Origin of the sequence: Winogradskyella schleiferi, assembly GCF_013394655.1 — a bacterium.
GTDB lineage: Bacteria > Bacteroidota > Bacteroidia > Flavobacteriales > Flavobacteriaceae > Winogradskyella > Winogradskyella schleiferi.
In genome coordinates, this window is record NZ_CP053351.1 from 2,089,949 (window position 1) to 2,115,456 (window position 25,508).

Consider the following 25,508-nt stretch of genomic DNA (forward strand, 5'->3'; position numbering starts at 1 on the left):
CTGTATAACGGATATGAAAACCATAGATAGCATTCCAATTACTAAAATATCGCGAGCCACTAAATTAGTTTCGACTGGTGCAAAAGTTGGTGTCAATTACTTAAAGTATTATGGCGACAAAATGGTAAATTCTAAAGAAGATGCCAAAAATAGACTTAATGAAAATAATGCAGAGGATATTTATGATAGCTTAAAAAAACTTAAAGGAAGTGCCTTGAAAGTTGCACAAATGCTCAGTATGGAGAAGAGCATTTTGCCACAGGCGTATGTTGAAAAATTTTCATTATCCCAATTTTCAGTGCCACCTTTATCACCACCTTTAGTTATAAAAACATTTAAAAAATATTTTGGGAAACATCCCGAAGAACTATTTGATACTTTCAACGCAACTTCAGTAAATGCTGCCAGTATTGGTCAAGTCCACTTGGCAGAGAAGGATGGGAAAAAATTTGCTGTGAAAATCCAATATCCTGGAGTTGCGGAAAGTATTGCTTCTGATTTGGCTTTAGTAAAACCAATTGCCATAAAAATGTTTAATATTAAAGGAAAAGATTCTGATAAATATTTTAAGGAAGTTGAAAATAAACTCACAGAAGAAACCAATTATATATTGGAAATTGAGCAAAGCAAAACTGTGGCTGAAGCTTGTCAACATATTCCGAATTTGAAATTTCCGACGTATTACGAGGAATACTCTTCAGAACGCATCATCACTATGGATTATATGAAAGGTGAACATCTTTCGGAATTTGTAGCCCATAATACCGACACAGATATATCGAACAAACTCGGTCAAGCGCTTTGGGATTTTTATATGTTTCAAATTCATAATTTGAGAAAAGTCCATGCGGATCCACATCCTGGAAATTTCCTAGTTTCTGATTCTGGAGATTTAATTGCACTTGATTTTGGTTGTATGAAGACCATTCCCGAAGATTTTTATGTGCCTTATTTTGAATTGGCCAATAAAGACTGTATCAATGATCCTAAGAAATTCTCAGAAAAAATGTATGAATTGGAAATCCTTAGAAAAGATGATTCCAAGGAAGAAATTGAATTCTTTAGTGCTATGTTTCATGAACTGCTGAGTCTTTTTACAAAACCATTGCATTCTGAAGTATTTGATTTTTCAAATCCTGAATTTTTCAATCAAATTACAGAAATGGGCCAACGCTATTCTAAAAGCACCGAATTAAGAAACATGAACGGCAATCGAGGTTCACAACATTTTATTTATATTAACAGAACCTTCTTTGGATTGTATAATTTAATGTTCGATTTAAAAGCGCAAAACGTAAAAATCAATAATTTTATAAATCTATAGATGGCAGAATTTAGCGGTGATGATTTAGATCAGATGCACCATGTGTACAGAATCAACTTAATTAATAGCTGTTCTGGTTATAAATCTGCAAATTTAATAGGTACTAAAAGTAAAGATGATATTAGCAATGTCGCTGTGTTTAGTTCGGTGACGCATTTGGGTTCCAATCCTGCATTATTGGGCTTTTTTCTAAGACCAACAACTGTAATGCGAAATACATATCATAATATTAAAGCAACAGGTGAATACACTATTAATCACATTCACAATGCTATTTTAGAGGACGCTCATCATACTTCCGCTAAATATGATGGTCACATTTCTGAATTCGACGTTACAAAGCTGATAGAAGATTATAAAGATAGATTTTCTGCTCCATTTGTGAAACATTCACCGGTTCAGATAGCAATGCAATATGTTGAAGAATATCCTATTGCTGCCAATAATACAATTTTAGTAATAGGGAAAATCGAAAAACTTTACATTGAAGATGCGCTAATGGAGAAAGATGGATTCTTGAACTTATCCAAAGGCAAAATAGCAACGATTAATGGACTCGATGGCTACGCTATACCAGCGTTAAAGGAACGTTTAGAGTACCAAAGACCAAAACCAGAATTTGTAAACACCAATGACTAATGCGAATTTTAATCACAGGAACAACAGGCTATATTGCCAGAAGATTAGCACTACAACTGCTCGAGGACGAGCATGAACTCATTTGCTGTGTACGTGATTTAAATCGTATTCCCGATGAAATAGAAGACAATCCGCTTTGTTCTTTTATAAAACTCGATTTTCTAGATCCTGAACCCGATAAAATTCCCGACGACATTGATGCTGCGTATTACTTAATACATTCCATGTCCACGAATTCGGATGATTTCGAAGATTTAGAGCGACAATGCGCACAGAATTTTAAAAATCTTGTTAAGTCGACTAATTGTAAACAAGTGATTTACTTAAGTGGAATTGTAAACGATGAATCGCTTTCAAAACACTTAAAATCGAGATTACAGGTTGAAAACACATTGCAATCCGATAGCTATGCGTTAACCACTTTCAGAGCCGGAATTATCGTCGGTAGCGGAAGTGCTTCTTTTGAAATTATAAGGGATATTGTAGAAAAGTTGCCCTTTATGATCACACCAAAATGGTTGAATACTAAAACCCAACCGCTCGGTATTAGGGATGTCCTTAATTTTTTAGCTGGTGGACTGGGAAAACAAGAACTGCACAACAACGCTTACGATATTTATGGACCAGAAATATTGACTTACAAACAAATGCTATTGCAATTTGCAGAGGTAAGAGGCTTAAAACGATATATTGTTACACTACCCGTTTTAACTCCAAAACTATCCTCTTATTGGTTATATTTTGTGACATCAACATCCTTCCAATTGGCTTCTGCTTTAGTAGATAGCATGAAAGTGGAAGTCATTGGTAAGCCAAGTGATATCAATAAAATTATTGGTATCCAACCCATGGATTACAAAACAGCAGTGAATTTAGCCTTTCAAAGAATAGAACAGAACACAGTGGTATCGAGTTGGAAGGATGCAGTAAGCAGTGGACGGTTTAAAGATCAATTGTCGAAGCATGTTGAAATACCACAATACGGTTGTTTTAAAGACGTAAGACACCGAAAAGTAACTGATGAAACCTATACCCTAAATAAAATTTGGGCTATTGGTGGCAGAACGGGTTGGTATAGTTTTAACGGACTATGGAAACTAAGAGGTTATATGGACAAACTCTTTGGAGGCGTTGGTTTACGACGTGGACGAACAAGTGACACCTATTTAGAGGCAGGCGATGCTTTAGATTTTTGGCGGGTTTTATATGCCAATAAAGATGAAAAACGACTTTTACTTTTTGCAGAAATGCGTTTACCAGGCGAAGCGTGGTTAGAATTCAAAATTGTAAAAGGCCAACTCTACCAACGCGCTGTTTTTAGACCGAAAGGCGTTTGGGGACGATTGTATTGGTATTCCGTATTACCATTTCATGCGTTTGTTTTTAGCGGAATGATAAATGCTTTGGTCAATAAATGAAAGCAGTTAAAAAATCGAATCTTCCAACGAAAATTTGTCCAGTTTGTAGTAGATCTTTTATATGGCGGAAGAAATGGAAAAAAGATTGGGACAAGGTAAAATATTGTAGTGAAAAATGCAGGAGACAAAAGACAACATCAATTTAGTATGGTTTAGAAATGATTTAAGAACCATTGATAATGAGGTTTTATTTGAAGCTCAAAAAAATTGTGACCAACTTATTGCTGTTTACTGTTTCGATCCACGTCAATTCACTTTCGATAGGTTCGGATTTAAAAAAACCGAAAAATATAGAGCGCAATTTTTAATCGAAACCGTTACAAACTTAAAATTTCAGCTTAGGAATTTAAATATTGATTTACTGATTTATCATGATTTTCCAGAAGCTAAAATTTCAGAAATTTGTGAGCACTTTGAAATAAATTCTATATATTTTCAAAGGGAATGGACACAGGAGGAAGTCAATGTAGAGAACCATCTAAAATCAAAACTCGACAACGTTGAGTTTCATTCCTATTACAATCAATTTTTATATCATCCTGAGGATATCAATTTTGAGATTGCCAAAACACCACAAGTTTTTACTGTTTTTAGAAAGAAACTTGAAAAGCATATAGACATTCGAAAAGAATTAAAAATTAACAAATGTGCTGAGGAAAATCGAATTGAGAATACCACTGAAATTCCAACATTAAAAGATTTGGGGTTTGAACATTTTGAAACCCATCCAAACACTGCATTTCCCTTTAAAGGAGGCGAATCCGAAGCTTTAAATCGCCTAAATGATTACTTTTTTAGCACTAAGAAATTAGGATTTTATAAAAAAACAAGAAATGGATTAGTTGGATCTGACTACAGCTCAAAATTTTCAGCATGGTTAGCAAATGGCTCCATTTCTGCTAGAACCATTTATTGGAAAGTAAAACAATTTGAAGCTGAGCACTATAAAAACCAATCCACATATTGGTTAATTTTCGAACTTATTTGGCGTGACTATTTTAAATATGTGTCATTAAAATATGGCAATCAAATCTTTAAGATTGACGGCATTCTGAATAAAAATTACAATTGGAGTACCGATAAAGTTCAGGTTGAAAAATGGATCCAAGGAAAAACAAATTCCGACTTTGTAAATGCCAATATGTTAGAAATTAAAAAAACCGGTTGGATGAGCAATAGAGGTCGCCAAAACGTAGCGTCCTATTTTGCCAAAGAATTACAACTGGATTGGCGCATTGGTGCAGCCTATTTTGAATCCTTGTTAATTGACTATGATGTTCACAGTAATTATGGAAATTGGCTGTATGTAGCAGGAGTTGGTAACGATCCCAGAGATCGCAAATTTAATGTGGAATTGCAGGCTGCCCGTTATGACGAAAACGGAAAGTTCAGAAAACTATGGTTGCAACCCACTTTATTCTAATCGCTAAAACTATTAAAGAAATTGAAAGACAAAGAAATCATAATAATTTTCCCTCATCAACTATTTAAGAACGCAGCTATTTTAGATGCAGACTGCGCCATTTATTTGGTTGAAGAATTCCTGTTTTTCAAACACTATAAATTCCACAAGCAAAAAATAGCATTTCATCGTGCTACAATGAAATGCTATGAAACGTATTTAAAATCAAAAAATAAAACTGTTCACTATATTGAAGCTATCGAAAAGCACTCAGATGTGAGACAATTAATTCCAACACTTATTGAAGATGGAATTGAAACCCTTCATATTACAGACCCAACTGACAATTGGCTTGAAAAACATATTAAATCAGTTGCTAAAGAAATAACAATTGAATGGTATGAAAATCCATTATTCATTAATACAAAGGAAGACTTAAGTTCATTCTTTAAACCTAATAAAAAGAAATTCTTTCAAACGTCATTTTATAAAGAGCAGCGAAAAAAACGTGATATTCTGATGGTTGCGAAAGAGCCCGAAGGCGGAAAATGGACCTATGATTCAGAAAACAGAAAAAAATATCCGAAAGACAAAACACCACCAAACATTCAATTTCCAGATAAAACAGATTATCATAAAGAAGCCGAAACTTATGTCAATAAACATTTCAAAAATCATTATGGTCAGTTAACGGAGTTCGCTCTTTATCCCAATGATTTTGAGACTTCAGAAGCTTGGTTTCAACAATTTTTAAACATCAGATTCCATGAATTTGGAATCTATGAAGATGCCATTGTACGAAACGAACATATACTTAACCACAGCGTATTGTCGCCATTGATTAATGTTGGTTTGCTTCAACCGGAACAGGTCATACACAAAGCAATTGATTATGCAAAGGAAAATGAAATTCCCATCAACTCAACCGAAGGATTTGTAAGGCAAATAATGGGATGGCGAGAGTTTATACGAGGTGTTTACGAAGTTAAAGGGACGGAAGAACGCAATAGAAATTTTTGGGGATTCAAGCGTAAAATTCCAAATTCATTTTATAAGGGCTCTACAGGAATTCAACCTATTGACGATGTCATTAAAAAAGTATTGAAAACGGGTTACGCCCACCATATTGAACGCTTGATGCTTTTAGGGAATTTTATGGTGTTGTGCGAATTTGATCCAGACGAGGTTTACCAATGGTTTATGGAGCTATTCATTGATGCTTATGATTGGGTAATGGTACCAAATGTGTATGGTATGAGTTTGTTTGCGGACGGCGGATTAATGTCCACAAAGCCCTACATAAGCGGTAGCAATTACATTATGAAAATGAGCGACTATAAAAAAGGTGATTGGCAACCTATTTGGGACGGTTTGTTTTGGACATTTATGGATAAACATAGAGATTTCTTTTTGAGCAATCCAAGATTAGGGATGCTCATAGGAACATTTGACAAGATGGACACAGCAACGAAAGAAAAGCACTTTGAGGCGGCACGAGCATTTTTTGAAAATTTAGATAATGAGCAATAGAACACACATAAATGTAGTTTGGTTAAAACGTGATTTAAGACTTCAGGATAATGAAGCGATTTCGAACGCCTTAAAAACAGGCAAACCTACCCTTCTGCTCTATGTCTTTGAACATATGCTACTCAATGACGAACATTACAGCTCGCGTCATTTTAATTTCATCAAAGAATCCATACGTGACCTTAACACACAATTAGAACCATACAACACAAAAATATTAGCTGTCGTCAGCGATGTTACCAGCGCATTTAATCAGATACAAGAATTTTATCGCGTAGACGCGGTGTATTCCCATATGGAAACAGGTTTATTGGTAACTTACAATAGGGATAAAGAATTCACACGTTATTGCAGAAATAATTTTATCGATTGGATAGAAAACGCAAACAATGGTGTTAGACGCGGTTTGAAAAATAGAGATCATTGGTTCGAAAACTGGGAAACCTATATGAATAGCGCAGTAGAAGTTTTTCAACCCAAAGAAAACCAATTGTTGGATGATAAAGCTATTGAAGACTTGGAAAGCGTCTTTAAGGTTGCTAATTTAGAAACGTCAGCAAATACAATTTTTCAAAAAGGAGGAAGTACCAACGGATGGAAATATGCCAACACCTTTTTTCAAACTCGACATGAAAATTACATGCTCAATATTTCCAAACCAGAAGCATCAAGACATAGTTGCAGTCGTATTTCGCCTTACATCGCTTGGGGAAATTTATCAATAAGACAAGTCTTTCAAAAGGCCAAAGAACTTAAAACGAACGCTAAGGACATACGGCACATTGGTGCATTTATATCACGTTTACGCTGGCAAGCCCATTTTATTCAGAAGTTTGAAATGGAACATACCATGGAAGAAGCAAGTGTTAATAAGGGCTATCATAAACTAAAAAAAACAATTTCAGAAAGCTACCAAAAAGCTTGGAAAGAAGGTTTAACTGGATTTCCTTTAGTGGATGCGAGTATGCGTTGCCTTGTCCAAACGGGTTATGTCAATTTTAGAATGCGCGCCATGTTGGCCTCTTTTTTTACCCATATCCTTTGGCAACCATGGCAAGATGCAACAACGCACCTTTCTCAACAATTTTTGGATTTTGAGCCAGGCATCCACTTTCCGCAATTGCAAATGCAAGCGGGAGAAACAGGTATAAACAATCTAAGGATTTACAATCCTACAATAAATAGTTTGAAGTACGATCCTGATGCTATTTTTATAAAAAAATGGGTTCCAGAACTTGAAGTGCTCGATACCATTTTTGTACACGAACCTTATCTTATGACAGAGATGGAACAGGCGTTCTATAACTTCAAGCTAGGCGAAGATTACCCAGAACCTATTGTGGATATTAAAGTAAATCGAAAAAGGGCAAGCGATATTTTATGGAATATGAAAGATGATCCGGACGTACGACGTGAAAGTTTTAGGATTCTAAAACGACATACTATAAGTGAACGAAATCGCTTACTTAAAGACGATTGAGATAAAACTTTACGGAGTAAAACTTGTCAATCCTAATTATCTGTTAAAGTTGTTTAACTTTCTATGTAAAAGGTTAAACATTTTGTAACTTTGATTAACTATGCTATTAGAAACTACATATCACGACCCTAAACATAAGCAAATTATAAAAGATATAATTGGCAATTCCTTTAGTTTGGTACAGAAATTGAAATTAGGAGGCGTAGGATCTAAACGGATGATTATTGATGATGTAAGTCCGAATATGAAATCGATGATGAACAAGGTGTCTGATGTCAATTACGCCAATATAGAGATGCGACCTAAGGGTATACTTGTCATGATAAACAAAGGTTTAAAGAATTTTACTTGGGTTATACCCTATTATCAATTAGTAATTTATAAAACAAGCGGTTCTAGTATTCATGCACAAGGTCGGTTTGTTCGGTTCAGAAATAGTAAGACATTTAAAGAAAACAAAAAATTCTTCGATAAGCTTTTGAACGAAAAAGTAAAATATGATATGCAGTATGCAATGCCTCAAGATCTGATATGAATTTAGGAGAAAGAGAAACTGATCGTATTATAGAAATGGCATGGGAAGATCGCACACCTTTTGAGGCCATTACATTTCAATTTGGTTTGAAAGAGCAAGATGTGATTGCTATAATGCGAAGAGAATTAAAACCAAGTAGCTTCAGATTATGGAGAGCGCGTGTGCAAGGAAGAGCTACTAAACACAGTAAAAAAAGAACATTTGACAAAGGCAGATTTAAATGCTCAAGACAAAGAACAATAACTAATAACTCTATTTCAAAACGCTAACTCGTGCTTTGATTTAAGCTTGGAGTACTTAGAAACAGCACATTAAAAAGATTCTATGACTACAGAAACGATTCCCAAAAAAAATGGTCACAATTTAAACGGCTTTAGTCCGGAAGATATTGGAGACGATCATCTATTCACAAATTTAGATACACCAATGAAAGCAAACGCTTTCAAAATGTCAAATGAGGAAAAGAAAAAACGCATTGCGTTATTATTTTCCGAAATAATGGATGTTATTGGTCTTGATTTAAATGATGATTCGTTAAGAGGCACACCAGACCGTGTTGCAAAAATGTATATTGAAGAAATATTTTCGGGCTTAGACCCTAAAAACAAACCAAAAGTGGCATTGTTCGAAAATAAATATCAATACAATCAGATGTTAGTAGAAAAAAATATAACTTTCTATTCTAATTGTGAGCATCATTTTGTGCCTATTATAGGCAAAGCACATGTAGCTTATAAATCATCTGGTAAAGTTATTGGACTTTCTAAATTAAACCGAATAGTTCAATATTATGCTAAACGTCCACAAGTACAGGAACGATTAACTAACCAGATTGCCAATGAACTTAAAACGGTTTTAGAAACCGAAGATGTTGCCGTAATTATAGATGCCAAACATTTATGTGTTTCATCTAGAGGCGTAAAAGACGATACTTCTGCAACGGTAACAACTTATTATGGAGGCGAATTTAATGACGCTTCAAAAATTGTAGAATTGCAAAACTATATAAATAATTAGACTATGGAGACAATAGAGAAAGCTATAGAATTTGAAAACCGAAAGTTTTCATTTAAGACCACAAGTGATAGAATTTTGGCCGCAAGAGAAGCTAAAGATATCATCTTAGAGGTCAACGAACTGTATAAGGAAAAGAAAGATTCTAAACTCATGGATTTAATGAAGCGTTTAACATTGATTAAGCAAAAAATCGAAAAACGTTTAAAAGGACGTCCCTTAACAGCATCTTAAATATATGAGCAGATTAATTATTATTGGAGGAAGCAAAGGTATTGGCAAAGCTATTGTTGAAGCTTTGCTTTCTTCTTATGATGAGATTATTAATATCAGTAGAACAGCACCGGAAGAATCGCACCCTAATCTGAAACATTACAGTTGTGATATTCTAACTGAAGAATTACCTGATATTGAAGAAGCAGACGGTTTAGTATATTGTCCTGGAAGCATTAACTTAAAACCGATTGACCGATTAAGTATTGACGATTTTAAAAATGACTTTGAAATTAATGTTATCGGAGCAGTTAAAGCAATACAGAAGTATTTAAAAGCACTAAAAAATGGCAATAAACCGTCCATTGTTCTTTTTAGTACCGTTGCAGCCAAACTTGGAATGCCGTATCATGCAAGTGTAGCAGTTTCAAAATCTGCCATCGAAGGTTTAACAAAATCCTTAGGTGCAGAATTGGCTCCAACAATAAGAGTTAATGCTATTGCACCCACGGTAACTGATACCGAATTGGCTTCAAAGTTATTGCGTAATGAGCGCATGATTGAAAATATGAATGAACGACACCCTCTTAAAAAATATTTACAACCACAAGAAGTTGCAGATATGGCAGGTTTTCTATTGTCAGAAAAAGCAGCCTCCTTATCCGGTCAAATATTTGAAATGGATTGTGGTATTGTGAGTTTCAAATTATAAAGAATGAATCCGCTCAAAACCTTTATCAGCACTATTAATGTAACAGACAAAGATGTGAAGAACAAAGCAACAATACCGTTCTACGATATTCAAATTAATAGCTTATCAGGAGAACCTATAGATTTACATCAATTTAAAGGCAAAAAATTACTCATTGTAAATGTCGCTTCGAAGTGTGGATTTACACCTCAGTATAGAGATTTACAATTGTTACAGGATACCTACGAAAATAGGCTAGCAATTCTGGGAGTGCCATGCAACCAATTTGGTACGCAGGAGCCAGGAAGCTCTGAGGAAATTCAAGATTTTTGTGAAAAGAATTATGGTGTTAATTTTTTAATTACGGAGAAAATTGAAGTTAAGGGAGAAAATCAACATCCTTTATATGCTTGGCTGACTAAGAAGTTTATCAATGGTAAACAAGATTCTAAAGTAAAATGGAATTTCCAGAAGTACTTAATAGATGAAAACGGTGAATTTTTAAACTACTACTATTCTATCACAAGTCCTACGAGCTCAAGAATTACAAAATATTTAAAATAGAGAATTATGTTTGGACTGTTTAAAAAACCTTCAGAAATAGAAAAGCTTCAAAAGAAGTACGACAAATTAATGGCAGATTGGCATAAGCTTTCCTCTACTAATAGAGCCGAAAGTGATAAAAAATATGCAGAAGCACAATTAGTAATAGATAAAATTGAAAAATTAAAAGAGCAGTAAATTGAAAAAACTCTATCTGTTCATACTGTTCCTAATTATCAATTTTGGTGGACTTGCGTTAGGAAACTGGTTTATGGGAGATGCTGTTACTGGCGATTGGTACACCAGCTTAAATAAAGCACCATGGACGCCTCCAGGTTGGGTATTTGGTGCCGCTTGGACACTTATAATGCTTTGCTTTTCAATCTATTTGACCTATTTGTTCTCAATTCGAAATTCCAAATTCGTCATGTCTGTTTATGTTGTTGCTGTTTTGTTAAATGTCAGTTGGAACTATTTGTTTTTCAATCAGCATTTGATAAATTGGGGATTCGCCAATATCATTTTACTCACCTTGGTAATTGTCTATTTTTTTATCACTTTTAGAAATGACAAACTCCACAGTTTAAAATATTTACTGCTTCCTTATATAATCTGGCTTTGTATTGCTACATCGTTGAACGGTTATATTGTTTTCAATAATTAGCTTCGACTTTGCTCAGCTACCATGTTTTGACATCATTCTAAATTTATAATACGTACATGAAAATATACACGCTACATAAAACGCAAAATTTGCCAATTTCAGTTGAACAAGCATGGGAATTTCTCTCAAGTCCAGCTAATTTAAAAACCATAACACCAGATTATATGGGTTTTAATATTCTCTCTGGTGCAGATAGACCAATGTTTCCAGGACAAATTATTCAGTACATCGTCACACCTGTTTTAGGCATCAAAACCAAATGGGTAACAGAAATAACACACGTAAAAGACCAGCAATATTTTGTAGATGAACAACGATTTGGACCTTATGCACTTTGGCATCATAAACATTTTATAAAGGAAATTGAGGGTGGAGTTGAAATGGAAGATATTATCGATTATAAAGTGCCTATGGGATTCCTAGGGCAACTCGTACACCCTATTTTAGTAAAGCCAAAATTGGAAGAAATCTTTAATTACAGAACCAAAAAATTGGAAGAATTATTCGGGAAGTATGATGGGTAAAAAGTTATTTTTATTATTAAGTTGTCAGAGTAACCACTGAATAAACGAAAAACCAAAAATTGACTACCGTCAACATTTCCACTTAGGGGAAATGTGCGCAGGACAAAGGGGAATTAAAAAAGAGCTTACCAATTGCAATTAATCTGAAAAATTTAAAACTATCAATGAGTAAAAAAATAAACATTTTCTGGTTTAGAAGAGATTTAAGATTGGATGATAATCTTGGTTTTTTTGAAGCGCTTAAGGGCGATTTTCCTGTGATGCCTATTTTTATATTCGATACTGAAATACTGGAAAGCTTACCGATAGACGATGCTCGCGTGACGTTTATTCATGAAACGCTTCAAACTATGAGGCAAACATTACAAGACGAACATGATAGTAGTATTGCCATATTTAAAGGTAAGCCAGAAACTGTATTCCAACAATTATTTAAAGACTATGACATTGAAACAGTTTTTACTAATCACGATTACGAACCTTATGCTAAAGAACGGGATGAGCAAATAAAATCACTCCTGGAAAAGCATGATATCGAATTCAAAACTTATAAAGACCAAGTCATTTTTGAAAAAAGCGAGGTTGTAAAAAAAGATGGAGATCCTTACTTAGTTTACACACCATATATGCGCACTTGGAAAGAGAATTTTAAAGCTATTGATCTAGAAATATTTTATACCAATTCGTATTTAGATAATTTAATTCAACATAGTAGACTGCCTAATTTAAGCTTATCAGATATAGGTTTTGAAAAATCGAGTCAAGAAATTACACCTTATGAGGTGACACCAACTTTGATTCAAAATTATGAAGACACCCGAAATTTTCCGGCGAAAGAATCAACGTCGAGATTAGGACCACATTTACGTTTTGGAACGGTTAGTGTTCGGAAAATGATTAAAAAAGCCATTGCTGAAAATAACGAGACTTTTTGGCAAGAACTTATTTGGCGTGAATTTTTTATGGCTATCCTTTGGCACTTTCCAGAGACTACAGATAAAGCTTTTAAATCAAAATATGATCGGATTGAATGGCGAAACAATGAAGAAGAATTTAAAAAGTGGTACGAAGGCAAAACCGGTTATCCATTAGTTGATGCTGGAATGCGTCAACTCAACGAATCTGGATTTATGCACAACAGAGTACGCATGCTCGTTGGTAGTTTTCTATGCAAGCATCTATTGATAGACTGGCGATGGGGAGAAGCTTATTTTGCGGAAAAACTTCACGATTATGAAATGTCAAGTAATGTGGGCAATTGGCAATGGGTTGCTGGTTGTGGTGTAGATGCCGCGCCTTATTTCAGGATTTTTAATCCTACAACACAAATTGATAAATTTGACAAAGACAAAAAGTACATCAAAAAATGGGTTTCAGAATATGGAACCGATGCCTATCCAGAAAAAATGGTTGACCATAAGGAAGCCAGAGAACGCTGCTTGGAAACTTATAAATCCGCACTGAATTAGCAGTAAGAGTTAGTTATTTTTAAAAAATTTAAGTACAGCTCACATTAAAACCCTATTAATTACTTCAGTAACTATTAGATCTACAAAGCCTTAGATAAATTACCATTTCAACTTACAATTTTAAAAGCCTTGAGTAGTCCTCAGGGCTTTTTAATTATTGCAATAGTAAACCTATCCAATATTTATAAAAAATCGTAACAACTTTTCATTAACTTTAAAGCACTAATTTAAAATCAAAACAATTATGAGCACTTGGAATGTTGCAAAGAAATGGAAAGAAATGTGCGAACAAGGTAAAAACATGGAATGCATCAACGAGCTTTATGCGGACAATGTCACTAGCAGAGAAATGCCGGGAATGCCTGGCGATGAAGTTACATCTGGAAAACAAAACGTATGGAATAAAAGTAAAGATTGGTTAGATAATGTTACAGAATTTCACAGTAGCTCTATCAGCGAGCCTGTCGTGGCTGGCAATCATTTTACAGCTAAAATGGACTTTGATGTGACTTTTAAAGACAGAGGAAGATAACAGATGGAAGAACTCGCCGTTTTTGAAGTTAAAGATGGTAAAATTGCAAGTGAACAGTTTTTATATACCATGGAGTAATTTTTAAATGAGAGTAAAGTGTGGAGTAAATTTGTCCTCAGTGGGCAGTCTTCAGTAAGCAGTCTCAGTTTCAGTCTCAGTCTCAGTATCAGTCTCAGAAAAAAGTAAAAAGTGTGGAGTATGAAGTAGTAAGTATTCAGTACGCAGTTCTCGACTTGAACTTAAAATCAAAATTGTTTCGCAAATGAAGCTAATTTCCTTTGACAGGATAAATTGAAAAAAGTGTAAAATAATTGTTATTATTCATCAATTATTTTACACTTTTTACGTCACGCTTCAAACTTCATGCTTCGTGCTTCAACCTAATTCCCTTCCACACGTTCAATCTTAGCGCCAATCGCCCTTAAACGTTCGGCTATATTTTCGTAGCCTCTATCAATTTGTTCAATATTATGAATAGTTGATGTGCCCTTTGCAGATAATGCAGCGATTAACAATGACACACCTGCTCTAATATCAGGAGAGGTCATGGTTGTTGCTTTTAATGTCGATTTAAAATCATGACCAATAACTGTTGCCCTGTGAGGGTCACAAAGAATAATCTTCGCTCCCATGTCAATCAATTTATCAACAAAGAACAAACGGCTTTCAAACATTTTTTGATGTACAATCGCACTTCCTCTTGCTTGGGTTAAAACCGTAAGAATAATACTCAATAAATCTGGTGTAAATCCTGGCCAAGGTGCATCTGAAATGGTTAAAATAGAACCATCAATAAAGCTTTGCACTTCATAACCATCTGTATGCGCAGGAATGTGGATATCATCGCCTTGACGCTCAACCGTAATTCCTATTTTTCTAAATACGTTTGGTATCTGACCTAAATCATCCCAACTCACATTAGTAATAGTCAATTCACTTTTTGTCATAGCAGCCAAGCCTATCCAGCTACCAATTTCAATCATATCTGGAAGCATTCTGTGACTTGTTCCTCCAAGCGAATCTACACCATCAATAGTTAATAGATTGGAACCAACACCAGAGATTTTTGCTCCCATGCGATTTAGCATTTTGCACAATTGCTGTAAATAAGGTTCGCAAGCCGCATTATAGATAGTCGTTTTCCCTTCTGCTAAAACAGCAGCCATAACAATATTTGCAGTTCCTGTTACAGAAGCTTCATCCAATAGCATGTAAGTTCCTTTTAGCTTTTTTGCTTCTACGCCATAAAATAATTCTTCTCTGTTATAACGAAATTTAGCGCCAAGGTTAATAAAACCTTCAAAGTGTGTGTCTAAACGGCGACGACCAATTTTATCGCCTCCTGGTTTCGGAATGTATCCTTTACCGAAGCGTGCCAACAACGGCCCAACTATCATGATTGAACCTCTAAGCCCTTTCCCATCTTCTTTAAATTCTGCAGATTCTAAATAACCAAGATTGAGATCGTCTGCTTTAAAGGTGTAAGAACCTTTGCCTAATTTATTGATTTTAACACCGAGCTTTTTTAGTAAAGCAATGAGCTTATTGACATCAATAATATCTGGAATGTTATCTATCTGTACTTCTTCAGCAGTTAAGAGAACGGCACATAAAATTTGTAAAGCTTCGTTTTTTGCGCCTTGTGGTTGAATTTTCCCTTTGAGTTGGTGACCACCTTCAATAATAAATGTACTCATACGTTTTAGTAACGTTTTCTGTTATTGGAATATTTTTTCTTATTAGAGTTGCTACTCTTTTTGTTGGAATTGCTTTTACCACCATACTTAGACTTCGTTCGCATTAAACTTGTAGCATCCGTAAGATCTTCGTCGGTATTCTTCAAATTTATTTTTCCATCAGAAAGCTCATAGAGATGATTGTATATTACATCATCTTCAACCGTATCCTTGTTCCAATTAAGAAAACACTTTTTCATATGGTTGGCTATGGTATAAGTCAAGGCTTCTTTTAATTCTCCATCTTCCCAACTTACGGCCACATCAATCATGGTCTTTATATTATTCCCATAAAAACGGTATTTAGGATGGTTTTGAGGATATTTCAAAGGTTCTGGTCGTGCCTGTATTTCTTCTTTCGACGGTTCGCCATAAGGTGCGTCCACATCGATTTCAAAATTCGACATAATGAACAATTGATCCCATAGTTTGTGCTGAAAATCTGGCACATCCCTTAGATGTGGTTGTAGATTTCCCATTACTGAAATAACAGCTTTGGCTACTTTATTGCGTTCTTCTTTCGTTTCGCGAGTCTTAGCATAATTAATCATTTTTTGCAAATGACGTCCATATTCTGGTATAATTAAATGCTCGCGCTCTGTGTTGTATTCTAAATTGTCAATCAAAATTTTATAATAAAATGTGTAGTGTATATAGTTAAACCCGTAGTCTTTTTAGGTTTTGTTGCAAAATACGAAAAATTATGAAGCTTAACCGATATTTATAAAGAAATTACCCCTTCAACATTTTCAGCGACCTCCTTATATTTAACGATCACGGCCTCAGGGTTTTTCATCCTAACGTTTATGGAAACACTCGTGTATTTTCCATTTTTGGATTCGTTTGTGGTAATTACAGCGCCAAGGTCATTAAAAAGATTTTCTATATCCTTGATGCCAGAACCTTCGGAAAGTACAATGAATTTGTATAAATATTCCGCAGGCCATAGAGCTGTATCGTATAATTGCGATTTTAGTTTTTCGTAAAACTCTTCTGTTTTTTTAGAACTATCCATAGTATTTTTTTTCAGCTATAAAGATACATTTTACTTCACATTTTTTGGTTTAATTTTTTATCACGAATTTTACATCAAAAATTAACCCAATTTGAATTCAAAAAAAGTCGTCATCGCAGGTGGTCCAGGTACTGGAAAAACCACTATTATCAATGAGTTGAAAAAACGTGGTTTTATTTGTTATGATGAAATCTCTCGGCAAATTACACTACAAGCTAGAAAAGATGGCATTGAGCAACTTTTTTTAACCGAACCTTTATTATTTAGTGAAAAACTGTTGGATGGCAGAACGCAACAATTTAAAGCAGCTGAACAGGAGTCCGAATCGGTTGTTTTTTTAGACCGAGGCATTCCCGATGTTTTAGCCTATATGGATTATATTGGCGATACCTACCCAGACCATTTTGTTGAAGCCTGCAACACACATAACTATGATAACATCTTCATTTTAGCACCTTGGCAAGACATTTTTACAAGTGATAGTGAACGTTATGAAAATTTTGAAGAAGCTATTGAAATTCATCAGCATTTATTGAACACTTATAAGCGATTTGGTTATAATTTAGTTGATGTTCCTTTCGGTAGTGTAGAAATTAGGGCAGATTTTATTCTAGAGTCCTTAAATTTGCAGTAATGCATCCTATAGAAGTTTTAGAACGGTATTGGCATCACACGTCATTTAGACCGTTGCAAGAAAAGATTATCACTGCGGTTCTAAACCAAGAGGATACCTTTGCGCTGCTTCCAACTGGAGGTGGAAAATCGGTTTGTTTTCAGATTCCTGCGTTAATACAAGATGGGATTTGTATTGTCATTTCGCCATTGATTGCCTTGATGAAAGACCAAGTGAATACTTTAAAAGAAAAAGGCATTAAAGCCATTGCCTTAACTTCTGGTATGTCTTACAAGGACTTAGATACACAATTAGACAATTGCATTTACGGCAACTATAAATTTCTATACCTCTCGCCAGAACGCTTGCAACAAAATTTGGTACAAGAGCGGATTCAACAAATGAAAGTGAATTTAATTGCGGTCGATGAAGCGCATTGTATAAGTCAATGGGGAAATGATTTTAGACCTGCGTATAAAAACATTGCAGTTTTAAGACAGATGCATCCTCATGTGAATTGTATTGCCTTAACAGCTACGGCAAAACATAATGTCGTTGATGATATCATTGAAAATCTTGATTTTATCAATCCTAAAATATTCAAAGCCTCTTTTGCTAGACCAAACATCGCATACTATGTTATTCATACTGATGATAAATTATTTCAGCTCGAACGTCTGCTGAAAACCCATTCCGGTTCGTCTATTATATATGTTAGAAACAGAAGGGCAACGACAGAGATTAACAATTTTTTGAATGCCAAAGGTTTTTCATCCACGTTCTATCATGGTGGTATTACTAATAAAGAAAAGCAAGAACGTTTGTACCAGTGGACTAATGGACAGATAGAGATTATAGTGGCCACCACGGCCTTTGGGATGGGAATTGATAAAGCCAATGTAAGAACCGTTATCCATTATAATTTACCCGAAAGTTTAGAAAGTTATTATCAGGAAGCTGGAAGAGCTGGTCGTGATGGAAACTTGGCTCACGCGATAATTCTCAAACAACATATAGACGAAGATCATCTGCGAGGTCAATTTTTAAGCACCTTGCCTTCTGTAGCTTTTGTGAAAACAGTTTATAACAAGCTGAGCAATTATTTTCAAATTTCTTATGGAGAAGGCGAAAACACCTTGCATCATTTCGATTTTAAATCCTTCTGCACTCACTATAAATTAAGTGCGAGCATAACCTACAATGCCTTATTATTGTTAGACCGAAATGCGATTATTACTTTGACACAGCATTTTAATTTCAGGACTAAGATTCAATTTGTAACGACTAATGCGGTTTTATTTCGGTATTTAGAAACACATCTGGATCTGAACATTTTAGTAAAAATATTACTTAGAACTTATGGAGGCATTTTTGATTATGAAACCAAAGTAAACCTTAGTTTGATTATTAAAAAAGCCAATCTTTCAGAGAAACAAGTGATTGAGCAATTGCAACGTTTAGAAAAAGATGAAGTGATCAGTCTTCAATTGGCAAATACCGATTCTGAAATCACCTTTTTAAAACCTCGTGAAGATGATATTACTATTAATCCCATCGCCAAAACTATAGAACAACAGCACACTTTAAAACATCAACAAATTGAATCTGTGTTGCAGTATATCCAAAATGATTCGGTTTGCAGAAGCCAACAACTTCTGCACTATTTTGGAGAAAAATCCAACAAAACCTGTGGTAGATGTTCCGTTTGTTTAGCGCAAGCTTCAAACATTAATAAGGCTTCAACCAAAACTATTTCAAATGAAATTATAAAATATTTAGAATCTGGTCCGTTATCTTCGCGACAACTATTACCGAAGATTAATTGTTCGGAGAAGTTACTTTTAAAAAGCCTTTCAGAATTAATAGAACTAAAAAAAATTAAATTAACCACAGCTAATACTTACACCTTAATATGACGAAAAAACGTGACTTGCGCATTGTTTTTATGGGTACACCAGATTTTGCGGTTGCGACATTAAAAGCACTAATTGACCATAAATATAAAGTAGTTGGCGTCATCACAGCACCAGACAGACCAGCAGGAAGAGGGCAAAAACTGAGAGCTTCAGCCGTAAAAGAATTTGCTTTAGAACACAATTTGAACGTGCTGCAACCAACCAACTTAAAAGCCGAATCTTTTATTGAAGAACTAAAAGCATTACATGCCAATTTACAAATTATCGTGGCGTTTAGAATGTTACCAAAAGTAGTATGGCAAATGCCAGAATATGGCACATTTAATCTTCATGCGTCATTATTACCACAATATAGAGGTGCTGCACCAATCCATTGGGCAATTATCAATGGCGAAACTAAAACTGGCGTGACCACCTTTTTTATAGATGAAAAAATTGATACTGGAGCTATCATTCAAAACCAAGAAACTGATATAGGAAATTCTACAACCGTTGGCGAATTGCATGATGAGTTAATGGCTATAGGAAGCGATTTGGTTATTAAAACAGTTAAACAGATTGAAAACGATTCTGTAACAACTACAATTCAGCCACCAAACGACGACTTAAAGACAGCCTACAAGCTCAATCGTGAAAACTGTAAAATTGATTGGTCGCAACCTATAGATACCATATACAATAAAATTAGAGGCTTAAATCCGTTTCCAACGGCTTGGTGCTATTTAGATAATAATGAAAAAAAGCAGGTATCAGTAAAAATTTACGGTGTCGAAAAAATTAAAGAAGACCATGATTATGAAAATGGAAAATTAATCACTAGCAAAGATGAGTTAAAAGTCGCATGTCAAGGCGGTTATATAAATATCCAAGAAATTCAATTGCCTGGAAAACGCAAAATGGATGTAAAATCGCTTTTAAACGGCTTCGATTTTTCGGAATCTGCAAAACTGCTGTAAACCCTTATTACCATTGGTTTTGTAAAAAAACCGTTAAAATACATAGCCTTTATTAACAAATGCTATAAGTTATCAACAAAATCCCGTATTTCCCTTGCTATTACTTGTGTAGCTTAATATTCCTAATAATTTTGTGTACGGATTTTAAAGAACTACTTTTTTAGAACCAATTTTTAACAATTAAAATAAACATTTATGAACAAAACAGATTTAATCAACGGAATGGCAGAGAATGCTGGAATCACAAAAGCAGCTGCTAAAAAAGCATTAGACTCATTATTAGTTGACATCGAAGGGGCATTACAAAAAGGAAACAGAGTTTCTTTAGTAGGATTTGGTTCTTGGTCAGTTTCTAGAAGAGCTGCAAGAGATGGAAGAAACCCACAAACTGGAAAGACTATAAAAATCAAAGCTAAAAATGTAGTAAAATTTAAGGCAGGTTCTGACTTAAGTAGTGCTGTAAATTAAGACATTTTTTGTTTGAAATACAGAACCTGCTCCATGAGCAGGTTTTTTTTTGCTCTAATTTTGAGCTAATTAGTTGCTTTTTAAACAAAAAAAACATAGATTTAATCAACCGTTAAACTTAACAACCAAAATGAACAAGCCCGAAAAAGGCAATTTATTAATTGCTGAACCATCCATTATCGGTGATATTTCATTTAATCGTGCCGTGATTCTTTTAGCAGATCATAACGATTTAGGTTCGGTTGGGTTTATTTTAAACAAGCCTTTAAATTACAATCTTAAAGATCTTATTGAAGATACAGAATCTGAGTTTCCTGTATATAATGGTGGTCCTGTAGAACAGGATAATCTTTATTTTATTCATAAATCTCCAGAATTGATTCCAAATAGCATAGAAATTTCCAATGGTATATTTTGGGGAGGCGATTTTACAGTAGTGCTTAATCTTATTAATGAAGAAAAAATTTCTAGTGAAGATATTCGTTTCTTTTTGGGTTATTCCGGTTGGGACGAACAGCAATTAGATAGTGAACTAAAATCTAATGCATGGTTGGTTTCAGAAAATATATATTCTAAAGAAATTATTTCTAAATCGTGTGTTACCTTTTGGCGCGAAAAAATGTTAGAACTTGGAGGCGATTATAGTATTTGGTCCAATGCTCCTGAGAATCCTAGTTATAATTAATAGTCTATAGTAGTCTCAATTTTGCATTTAACTTGTCAACAAGACTCTGAGCAAAATCAGTTCCATATTCTTTTTTACGATACTTAGTGATTGGAACAATCCCTTTTATAACATTGGTAATAAACAACTCATCAGCTTTTTGAAGTTCAAATGGACTGATGGAGGCTTCTTCTATAGTGATGTTAACGTCTTTCGATAATAATTCTAGAATTTGCTTACGCATCACCCCTTTGAGACATCCATCTTCTAAAGGCGGTGTCTTTATAGTATCACCTTTTACCAAGAATAAATTTCCGTTTAAGGCTTCGATGACACTTTTGTTGGTGTTTAAAACCAAACAATTGTCAAAATCATTTTCCATGGCATAGATACTACCAATGACTTGTATATTTTTACTATTGGACTTTAAACCAGATAATAATCCAGGCGCCATTAAATAATCCTTATACAATTCTACAATGCACTTCCCATTGGTATCAATGGTATAAAAGGGATTGAGGTGCGGTTCTACACTGATATTAAATTGCACATTAGCATCGTCTGAAGGTAAGTATTTGCCACCTTCACCTCTATCGACATTCAGTCTTACTCGAGCAGAAGCTTGTAATAATTTGTTGGCGTCTAGAGTTTTTAAAATTTCGGACTCTAAGAATTCCATAGTAAAATTCATGGGAATATCCATTCTAAGAATGCGCATGGAAGACATCAACCTAAAATAATGATCTTCCCAAAAAAAGATAGTTCCATTGACGACTTTTAAGGTTTCGAAAAGAGCGTCGCCATATTTGTATCCTCTATTTTGAATGGAGAGTTTTGAATCTGTTTCAGTAAGAAGTGTTCCGTTATAATTGATCATAAAAAAATCCCGATTTAGTTTAAAAATTAAATCGGGACAAAGATATATTAGTTTAATTATTTAGCGGCTATCGCGATCCTAAAACTTGTTTCAGACTTCCTATTTGGTTTGTCCATAACATTTTTCCTTCGTCTATCTCATCTTCTTCTGCAAAATCCGTAATCATCAAAGACACATCTTTTGTGATTTCGTCCACTTGAATACGAATTTCAAAATAATAGGCAGAGCCATCTTCATCATCGCTTACCCAACGGAACTTAATACGTTCACCAGTCTTTTTGCTTAATAGTTTGGCCTGCTCCTCTGAACCATCCCAAATAAAAGTGAATAGTTCGCCACGAGAGTTAACATTATCCGCAAACCATTCTGATAAGCCTGAAGGCGTAGATATGTATGTATATATTAGTGCTGGTGATGCTTGGATCACAAACTCCATTTCATATTTTTCTTTATCGTCCATAAATACATTAATTATTTGCTCAATATATACAATTATAGTTGAGTTTTAAACATTAAGTTTAAAATTATTTTTTTTAGTTTTTATTGTTTGTCATCGCAGAATTTGTTTTTATATTTGCAGCCGCAATTACGTATAGGTTTTAGGGTTCGAAACTCAAAAAAGCGATGTAATTGAAAAATGGCGAGGTAGCTCAGTCGGTTAGAGCGTCGGATTCATAACCCGGAGGTCACGAGTTCAATTCTCGTTCTCGCTACACATCTTAATTGGTTACAAATAAACGGTTTAGTTCACTCTAAACCGTTTTTTTATGCTTACAATTAATGAATTTCTTACCTTTGAACACGATTTGGAACACGATTCAGAACACGATTTGGCACACAAAAGAGATTTTTCACCCCCAAAAATTTACACCGCAAATGGTGATATTTCTAAGCGTTGGTACGTTTATTTTTCATATAGGGATCCAAAGACAAATAGGCTTAAACGTCAAAAAAACATCTATGGCAATGCGAACACATATAAAACTAAGGAAGATCGTTTAGCCCTATTAACACGTTATCGCAGAAGACTATTAAAATTACTTCAATTAGGTTTTAACCCTTACAGCGATAATACAGAGATTTATAAAACTAAATTTTTAAATGGTCCTTCAAAAAAACCGAGTCAAAAACCGACAACGTATAATGAGGCTCAAATTAAGGATCAAAATATAATTCCTAAAGCGAACACAAAACCGAACATAAAACCGAACACCGATAACTCGAAATCGAAAAATGAATCTACAGAAGAAGTTGGCATGTCTTTAAGTGAAGCTTTTAGCTATAGCTTAAAGTTAAAAGAGAATCAAATTGGTGCCAGGTCGCTAAAAGACTATGAGTACACCACAAAGGCATTATTAAAATGGATAGACAAAAACTGCCCAAATGTAAAGACGATTAACCAATTAGATAAAAAAGTAGCATCGAACTTTTTGAATTCTGTATTAATAACTACGAGTTCTCGCACCAGAAACAATTACAGACTTAATATAAGTAGTTTGTGTCAAGAGTTAGAGAACAACGATATTATTCAATCCAACCCTATTAAAAAAATAAAGCCATTACGTAGTGTACCAAAACGGAATAAATCTTATACCTCAGCGGAACATAAAAAGATTTTCGAATACTTAAAGAAAGAAGATCCATTACTTTTACTTTATATAAAATTCATTAGTTATAATTTTTTAAGACCTGTTGAAGTATGCCGTTTACAAATAAAGGATATTAATATTGAAGATCAAACCTTGCAATTTAAGGCAAAAAACAGTCCCTTGAAAACAAAATTGATTCCTCAAAAAATAATTAATGAATTACCCGATCTCACTAAATTAGATCCTGAGTTCTATTTGTTTACACCAATTAAAATTGGAGGCGAATGGACTACTAGTGAAAACAACAAGACTAATTATTTTTCTAAACGCTACAAAACTGTTGTTAAAGAACACTTTAAATTAGATAAAGATCAAACACTTTACAGCTTTAGGCATACATTCATATCCGTATTGTACCATGCGTTACTAAAAGACTCCTCACCATTTGCTGCCAAAAGTAAACTTATGGAAATCACTGGCCATACTACAATGAGTGCGTTAGAAAAGTATCTAAGAGGCATAGATGCCAAATTACCAGAAGATTATTCTGATTTATTATAAAATATGAGTGGAACCAATGACATACTGGAACTGAGCACTCAACTTATGAGACCGATCATTTGCTATTTTCCACAAGAAGTGTTTAACGATATTGACACAAAACATGCTGAAATACTTGAGAAAATACAATTTACAGATACCTTAATACTTCTTGACATTAATGGAGACCCCTATTTATTTGAAAATAAAATTGAACAAATTGAACTTCTAAAAAAAGAAAAAGTCTTAAAATCGAATACATTAAAACTTATTGAATTTAAAGCTAAATATGACATCGAGACCTTTAAATATCATTTTGAATCTTACATTGAAGATTTAGAAACTTGGGTAGAGTCCTCTGATTATATTAGATTAAATGCTAAAACCGAAGCTAGTAATTATTTTGAAGAGATCCAACCTTACCTCCAATTGCAATACGATAATTTAAAACAACACCATACAGAACTACTTCAACGCTTTTCTAACGTAATGTATAAACCGTTAAAAACCGAAGAACTGGTAAAAATAAATATCCCAAAGTCTCAATCTTCAGAAAAACCTAAAAAAGGAAGAGAAAAACGGATTTTACCAAACGATAATGAAATTGATAATTACTTGCTAGAAAGTATTTTCGGTTTAGATTTATTAAAAATAAATAAGCAAAAACCGAAATAATCCTTAAATTAGCGTAATACAAACGTTTATTTTACGCTAAATGAAAGAATCTCGATTTTATAGTTGTGCCTATTGCTCAAAAGAATATGAACCTAATAGACGTCGTGTACAAAAATATTGTAGTAATACGTGTAGATCTAAAGCCCATCATGCCAGAAAAACTATGTCTCAAATAGAAACCACCAATCAAAACAATAAATTAACAGTTCCTGAAAACGTTCCACCTACTAAACCAGCACAAATGTCCATAGCTGGAGTGGGTAATGCAGCCACAGGTGCCCTTTTGGCTGACGGGCTTAAGAGCCTTTTAACAAAAGATGAAAATAAACCTGCTACTAAAGGTGACCTAACTAAGATTTTTGAAAAATTAAACAGTAGATATCATTTGGTAACGAATATGGCACCTAATGCATTAGGACAATATCCTTACTATGATATGGTTGAGGGTGTGGTTGTTTATTTGAAGACTTAATCTACTAAT

General features: G+C 34.3%; 30 protein-coding genes, 1 tRNA gene and 1 pseudogene. 27 read left to right on the top strand and 5 right to left on the bottom strand.

What is annotated here, in order from left to right:
* The first annotated feature begins 13 nt into the window (after positions 1–13).
* The 18 genes and pseudogenes from HM990_RS08985 to HM990_RS09070 all read left to right on the top strand — a co-directional run bounded on the left by HM990_RS08985 (position 14) and on the right by HM990_RS09070 (position 14,056).
* Positions 14–1,324, top strand: coding sequence for an ABC1 kinase family protein (locus tag HM990_RS08985; protein WP_178988612.1), 1,311 nt, complete (start codon positions 14–16; stop codon positions 1,322–1,324).
* On the top strand, positions 1,325–1,963 hold the full coding sequence (locus HM990_RS08990) for a flavin reductase family protein (protein WP_178988613.1): 639 nt from the start codon (positions 1,325–1,327) through the stop codon (positions 1,961–1,963).
* Positions 1,963–3,381 carry an SDR family oxidoreductase gene (locus HM990_RS08995; protein ID WP_178988614.1) on the top strand — a complete coding sequence of 473 codons (1,419 nt, stop codon included), beginning with the start codon at positions 1,963–1,965 and terminating at the stop codon, positions 3,379–3,381. Before HM990_RS08990 ends, HM990_RS08995 begins: the two co-directional genes overlap by 1 nt.
* Positions 3,378–3,527, top strand: a complete 150-nt coding sequence (locus tag HM990_RS09000) for a DUF2256 domain-containing protein (protein WP_178988615.1) — start codon at positions 3,378–3,380, stop codon at positions 3,525–3,527. Before HM990_RS08995 ends, HM990_RS09000 begins: the two co-directional genes overlap by 4 nt.
* The gene (locus HM990_RS09005) at positions 3,497–4,804 is read left to right on the top strand and encodes a DASH family cryptochrome (protein ID WP_178988616.1); all 1,308 of its coding nucleotides are present in this window, start codon (positions 3,497–3,499) and stop codon (positions 4,802–4,804) included. The genes HM990_RS09000 and HM990_RS09005 overlap by 31 nt, the downstream gene beginning before the upstream one ends.
* Positions 4,805–4,825: 21 nt before the next feature.
* The gene (locus tag HM990_RS09010) at positions 4,826–6,313 is read left to right on the top strand and encodes a cryptochrome/photolyase family protein (protein WP_178988617.1); all 1,488 of its coding nucleotides are present in this window, start codon (positions 4,826–4,828) and stop codon (positions 6,311–6,313) included.
* Positions 6,303–7,793, top strand: a complete 1,491-nt coding sequence (locus HM990_RS09015) for a cryptochrome/deoxyribodipyrimidine photo-lyase family protein (protein WP_178988618.1) — start codon at positions 6,303–6,305, stop codon at positions 7,791–7,793. The genes HM990_RS09010 and HM990_RS09015 overlap by 11 nt, the downstream gene beginning before the upstream one ends.
* 100 nt (positions 7,794–7,893) lie before the next feature.
* Positions 7,894–8,328, top strand: a complete 435-nt coding sequence (locus HM990_RS09020; protein ID WP_178988619.1) for a hypothetical protein — start codon at positions 7,894–7,896, stop codon at positions 8,326–8,328.
* The gene (locus tag HM990_RS09025) at positions 8,325–8,597 is read left to right on the top strand and encodes a TIGR03643 family protein (protein ID WP_178988620.1); all 273 of its coding nucleotides are present in this window, start codon (positions 8,325–8,327) and stop codon (positions 8,595–8,597) included. The genes HM990_RS09020 and HM990_RS09025 overlap by 4 nt, the downstream gene beginning before the upstream one ends.
* Positions 8,598–8,652: 55 nt before the next feature.
* Positions 8,653–9,345 carry a GTP cyclohydrolase I FolE gene (gene folE, locus HM990_RS09030; protein WP_178988621.1) on the top strand — a complete coding sequence of 231 codons (693 nt, stop codon included), beginning with the start codon at positions 8,653–8,655 and terminating at the stop codon, positions 9,343–9,345.
* Positions 9,346–9,348: 3 nt separating this feature from the next.
* Positions 9,349–9,576, top strand: coding sequence for a hypothetical protein (locus tag HM990_RS09035; RefSeq protein ID WP_178988622.1), 228 nt, complete (start codon positions 9,349–9,351; stop codon positions 9,574–9,576).
* A gap of 4 nt (positions 9,577–9,580) precedes the next feature.
* Entirely contained in the window at positions 9,581–10,267 is a 687-nt protein-coding gene (locus HM990_RS09040; protein ID WP_178988623.1) for an SDR family NAD(P)-dependent oxidoreductase, read from the top strand.
* A 3-nt stretch (positions 10,268–10,270) separates the two neighbouring features.
* The gene (locus HM990_RS09045) at positions 10,271–10,810 is read left to right on the top strand and encodes a glutathione peroxidase (RefSeq protein ID WP_178988624.1); all 540 of its coding nucleotides are present in this window, start codon (positions 10,271–10,273) and stop codon (positions 10,808–10,810) included.
* 6 nt (positions 10,811–10,816) lie between these two features.
* Positions 10,817–10,987, top strand: coding sequence for a Lacal_2735 family protein (locus tag HM990_RS09050; protein WP_178988625.1), 171 nt, complete (start codon positions 10,817–10,819; stop codon positions 10,985–10,987).
* A gap of 1 nt (position 10,988) precedes the next feature.
* Complete coding sequence (locus tag HM990_RS09055; RefSeq protein ID WP_178988626.1) at positions 10,989–11,453, top strand: TspO/MBR family protein; 465 nt, start codon at positions 10,989–10,991, stop codon at positions 11,451–11,453.
* A 56-nt stretch (positions 11,454–11,509) separates the two neighbouring features.
* Positions 11,510–11,977 carry an SRPBCC family protein gene (locus tag HM990_RS09060; RefSeq protein ID WP_178988627.1) on the top strand — a complete coding sequence of 156 codons (468 nt, stop codon included), beginning with the start codon at positions 11,510–11,512 and terminating at the stop codon, positions 11,975–11,977.
* 164 nt (positions 11,978–12,141) lie between these two features.
* Positions 12,142–13,446, top strand: coding sequence for a cryptochrome/photolyase family protein (locus HM990_RS09065; protein WP_178988628.1), 1,305 nt, complete (start codon positions 12,142–12,144; stop codon positions 13,444–13,446).
* A 301-nt stretch (positions 13,447–13,747) separates the two neighbouring features.
* A pseudogene (locus HM990_RS09070) lies at positions 13,748–14,056 on the top strand (SnoaL-like domain-containing protein).
* A gap of 302 nt (positions 14,057–14,358) precedes the next feature.
* Here the strand turns inward: HM990_RS09070 and murA are convergent.
* The 3 genes from murA to HM990_RS09085 form a co-directional block, all read right to left on the bottom strand.
* On the bottom strand, positions 14,359–15,675 hold the full coding sequence (gene murA / locus HM990_RS09075; RefSeq protein ID WP_178988629.1) for a UDP-N-acetylglucosamine 1-carboxyvinyltransferase: 1,317 nt from the start codon (positions 15,673–15,675) through the stop codon (positions 14,359–14,361).
* Positions 15,676–15,680: 5 nt separating this feature from the next.
* Positions 15,681–16,340: a DUF4290 domain-containing protein gene (locus tag HM990_RS09080; protein ID WP_178988630.1), complete on the bottom strand. Its 660-nt coding sequence runs from the start codon at positions 16,338–16,340 to the stop codon at positions 15,681–15,683.
* Between the two features lie 95 nt (positions 16,341–16,435).
* Positions 16,436–16,729, bottom strand: coding sequence for a DUF493 family protein (locus HM990_RS09085; RefSeq protein ID WP_178988631.1), 294 nt, complete (start codon positions 16,727–16,729; stop codon positions 16,436–16,438).
* Positions 16,730–16,820: 91 nt separating this feature from the next.
* On the opposite strand from HM990_RS09085, the gene HM990_RS09090 reads away from it, so the two are divergent.
* From HM990_RS09090 to HM990_RS09110, 5 genes are all read left to right on the top strand, one after another.
* Entirely contained in the window at positions 16,821–17,363 is a 543-nt protein-coding gene (locus tag HM990_RS09090) for an AAA family ATPase (RefSeq protein WP_178988632.1), read from the top strand.
* Complete coding sequence (locus HM990_RS09095; protein ID WP_178988633.1) at positions 17,363–19,258, top strand: RecQ family ATP-dependent DNA helicase; 1,896 nt, start codon at positions 17,363–17,365, stop codon at positions 19,256–19,258. The genes HM990_RS09090 and HM990_RS09095 overlap by 1 nt, the downstream gene beginning before the upstream one ends.
* Complete coding sequence (gene fmt / locus HM990_RS09100) at positions 19,255–20,214, top strand: methionyl-tRNA formyltransferase (RefSeq protein WP_178988634.1); 960 nt, start codon at positions 19,255–19,257, stop codon at positions 20,212–20,214. The genes HM990_RS09095 and fmt overlap by 4 nt, the downstream gene beginning before the upstream one ends.
* 195 nt (positions 20,215–20,409) lie before the next feature.
* Positions 20,410–20,682 (top strand): HU family DNA-binding protein, encoded by a 273-nt coding sequence (locus tag HM990_RS09105; RefSeq protein ID WP_178988635.1) that lies wholly within the window; start codon positions 20,410–20,412, stop codon positions 20,680–20,682.
* A gap of 130 nt (positions 20,683–20,812) precedes the next feature.
* Positions 20,813–21,367: a YqgE/AlgH family protein gene (locus tag HM990_RS09110; RefSeq protein WP_178988636.1), complete on the top strand. Its 555-nt coding sequence runs from the start codon at positions 20,813–20,815 to the stop codon at positions 21,365–21,367.
* A 4-nt stretch (positions 21,368–21,371) separates the two neighbouring features.
* Here HM990_RS09110 and HM990_RS09115 read toward each other — a convergent pair whose 3' ends face one another.
* Positions 21,372–22,223, bottom strand: coding sequence for an aminotransferase class IV (locus tag HM990_RS09115; protein WP_178988637.1), 852 nt, complete (start codon positions 22,221–22,223; stop codon positions 21,372–21,374).
* Between the two features lie 67 nt (positions 22,224–22,290).
* The gene (locus HM990_RS09120) at positions 22,291–22,683 is read right to left on the bottom strand and encodes an START-like domain-containing protein (protein WP_178988638.1); all 393 of its coding nucleotides are present in this window, start codon (positions 22,681–22,683) and stop codon (positions 22,291–22,293) included.
* Positions 22,684–22,862: 179 nt separating this feature from the next.
* Between HM990_RS09120 and HM990_RS09125 the strand changes: the two genes are divergently transcribed.
* From HM990_RS09125 to HM990_RS09140, 4 genes are all read left to right on the top strand, one after another.
* Positions 22,863–22,936 (top strand) — tRNA-Met (locus tag HM990_RS09125).
* Between the two features lie 54 nt (positions 22,937–22,990).
* Complete coding sequence (locus tag HM990_RS09130; protein ID WP_178988639.1) at positions 22,991–24,373, top strand: tyrosine-type recombinase/integrase; 1,383 nt, start codon at positions 22,991–22,993, stop codon at positions 24,371–24,373.
* A 3-nt stretch (positions 24,374–24,376) separates the two neighbouring features.
* Positions 24,377–25,027 (top strand): hypothetical protein, encoded by a 651-nt coding sequence (locus tag HM990_RS09135; RefSeq protein WP_178988640.1) that lies wholly within the window; start codon positions 24,377–24,379, stop codon positions 25,025–25,027.
* A gap of 40 nt (positions 25,028–25,067) precedes the next feature.
* The gene (locus HM990_RS09140; RefSeq protein ID WP_178988641.1) at positions 25,068–25,499 is read left to right on the top strand and encodes a hypothetical protein; all 432 of its coding nucleotides are present in this window, start codon (positions 25,068–25,070) and stop codon (positions 25,497–25,499) included.
* Positions 25,500–25,508 lie beyond the last annotated feature (9 nt).

Excerpts from the sequence above, each read along its gene's own strand:
- HM990_RS09105 (WP_178988635.1), top strand. The coding sequence starts at position 20,410 with ATGAACAAAACAGATTTAATCAACGGAATGGCAGAGAATGCTGGAATC.
- HM990_RS09025 (WP_178988620.1), top strand. The coding sequence starts at position 8,325 with ATGAATTTAGGAGAAAGAGAAACTGATCGTATTATAGAAATGGCATGG.
- HM990_RS09120 (WP_178988638.1), bottom strand. The coding sequence starts at position 22,683 with ATGGACGATAAAGAAAAATATGAAATGGAGTTTGTGATCCAAGCATCA.
- HM990_RS09020 (WP_178988619.1), top strand. The coding sequence starts at position 7,894 with ATGCTATTAGAAACTACATATCACGACCCTAAACATAAGCAAATTATA.
- HM990_RS09005 (WP_178988616.1), top strand. The coding sequence starts at position 3,497 with ATGCAGGAGACAAAAGACAACATCAATTTAGTATGGTTTAGAAATGAT.
- HM990_RS09115 (WP_178988637.1), bottom strand. The coding sequence starts at position 22,223 with ATGATCAATTATAACGGAACACTTCTTACTGAAACAGATTCAAAACTC.
- HM990_RS09060 (WP_178988627.1), top strand. The coding sequence starts at position 11,510 with ATGAAAATATACACGCTACATAAAACGCAAAATTTGCCAATTTCAGTT.
- HM990_RS09065 (WP_178988628.1), top strand. The coding sequence starts at position 12,142 with ATGAGTAAAAAAATAAACATTTTCTGGTTTAGAAGAGATTTAAGATTG.
- HM990_RS09085 (WP_178988631.1), bottom strand. The coding sequence starts at position 16,729 with ATGGATAGTTCTAAAAAAACAGAAGAGTTTTACGAAAAACTAAAATCG.
- HM990_RS09015 (WP_178988618.1), top strand. The coding sequence starts at position 6,303 with ATGAGCAATAGAACACACATAAATGTAGTTTGGTTAAAACGTGATTTA.
- murA (WP_178988629.1), bottom strand. The coding sequence starts at position 15,675 with ATGAGTACATTTATTATTGAAGGTGGTCACCAACTCAAAGGGAAAATT.
- fmt (WP_178988634.1), top strand. The coding sequence starts at position 19,255 with ATGACGAAAAAACGTGACTTGCGCATTGTTTTTATGGGTACACCAGAT.
- HM990_RS09135 (WP_178988640.1), top strand. The coding sequence starts at position 24,377 with ATGAGTGGAACCAATGACATACTGGAACTGAGCACTCAACTTATGAGA.
- HM990_RS09130 (WP_178988639.1), top strand. The coding sequence starts at position 22,991 with ATGCTTACAATTAATGAATTTCTTACCTTTGAACACGATTTGGAACAC.
- HM990_RS09045 (WP_178988624.1), top strand. The coding sequence starts at position 10,271 with ATGAATCCGCTCAAAACCTTTATCAGCACTATTAATGTAACAGACAAA.
- HM990_RS09095 (WP_178988633.1), top strand. The coding sequence starts at position 17,363 with ATGCATCCTATAGAAGTTTTAGAACGGTATTGGCATCACACGTCATTT.
- HM990_RS08995 (WP_178988614.1), top strand. The coding sequence starts at position 1,963 with ATGCGAATTTTAATCACAGGAACAACAGGCTATATTGCCAGAAGATTA.
- HM990_RS09040 (WP_178988623.1), top strand. The coding sequence starts at position 9,581 with ATGAGCAGATTAATTATTATTGGAGGAAGCAAAGGTATTGGCAAAGCT.
- HM990_RS09035 (WP_178988622.1), top strand. The coding sequence starts at position 9,349 with ATGGAGACAATAGAGAAAGCTATAGAATTTGAAAACCGAAAGTTTTCA.
- HM990_RS08990 (WP_178988613.1), top strand. The coding sequence starts at position 1,325 with ATGGCAGAATTTAGCGGTGATGATTTAGATCAGATGCACCATGTGTAC.
- HM990_RS09140 (WP_178988641.1), top strand. The coding sequence starts at position 25,068 with ATGAAAGAATCTCGATTTTATAGTTGTGCCTATTGCTCAAAAGAATAT.
- HM990_RS09050 (WP_178988625.1), top strand. The coding sequence starts at position 10,817 with ATGTTTGGACTGTTTAAAAAACCTTCAGAAATAGAAAAGCTTCAAAAG.
- HM990_RS09000 (WP_178988615.1), top strand. The coding sequence starts at position 3,378 with ATGAAAGCAGTTAAAAAATCGAATCTTCCAACGAAAATTTGTCCAGTT.
- HM990_RS09110 (WP_178988636.1), top strand. The coding sequence starts at position 20,813 with ATGAACAAGCCCGAAAAAGGCAATTTATTAATTGCTGAACCATCCATT.
- HM990_RS08985 (WP_178988612.1), top strand. The coding sequence starts at position 14 with ATGAAAACCATAGATAGCATTCCAATTACTAAAATATCGCGAGCCACT.
- folE (WP_178988621.1), top strand. The coding sequence starts at position 8,653 with ATGACTACAGAAACGATTCCCAAAAAAAATGGTCACAATTTAAACGGC.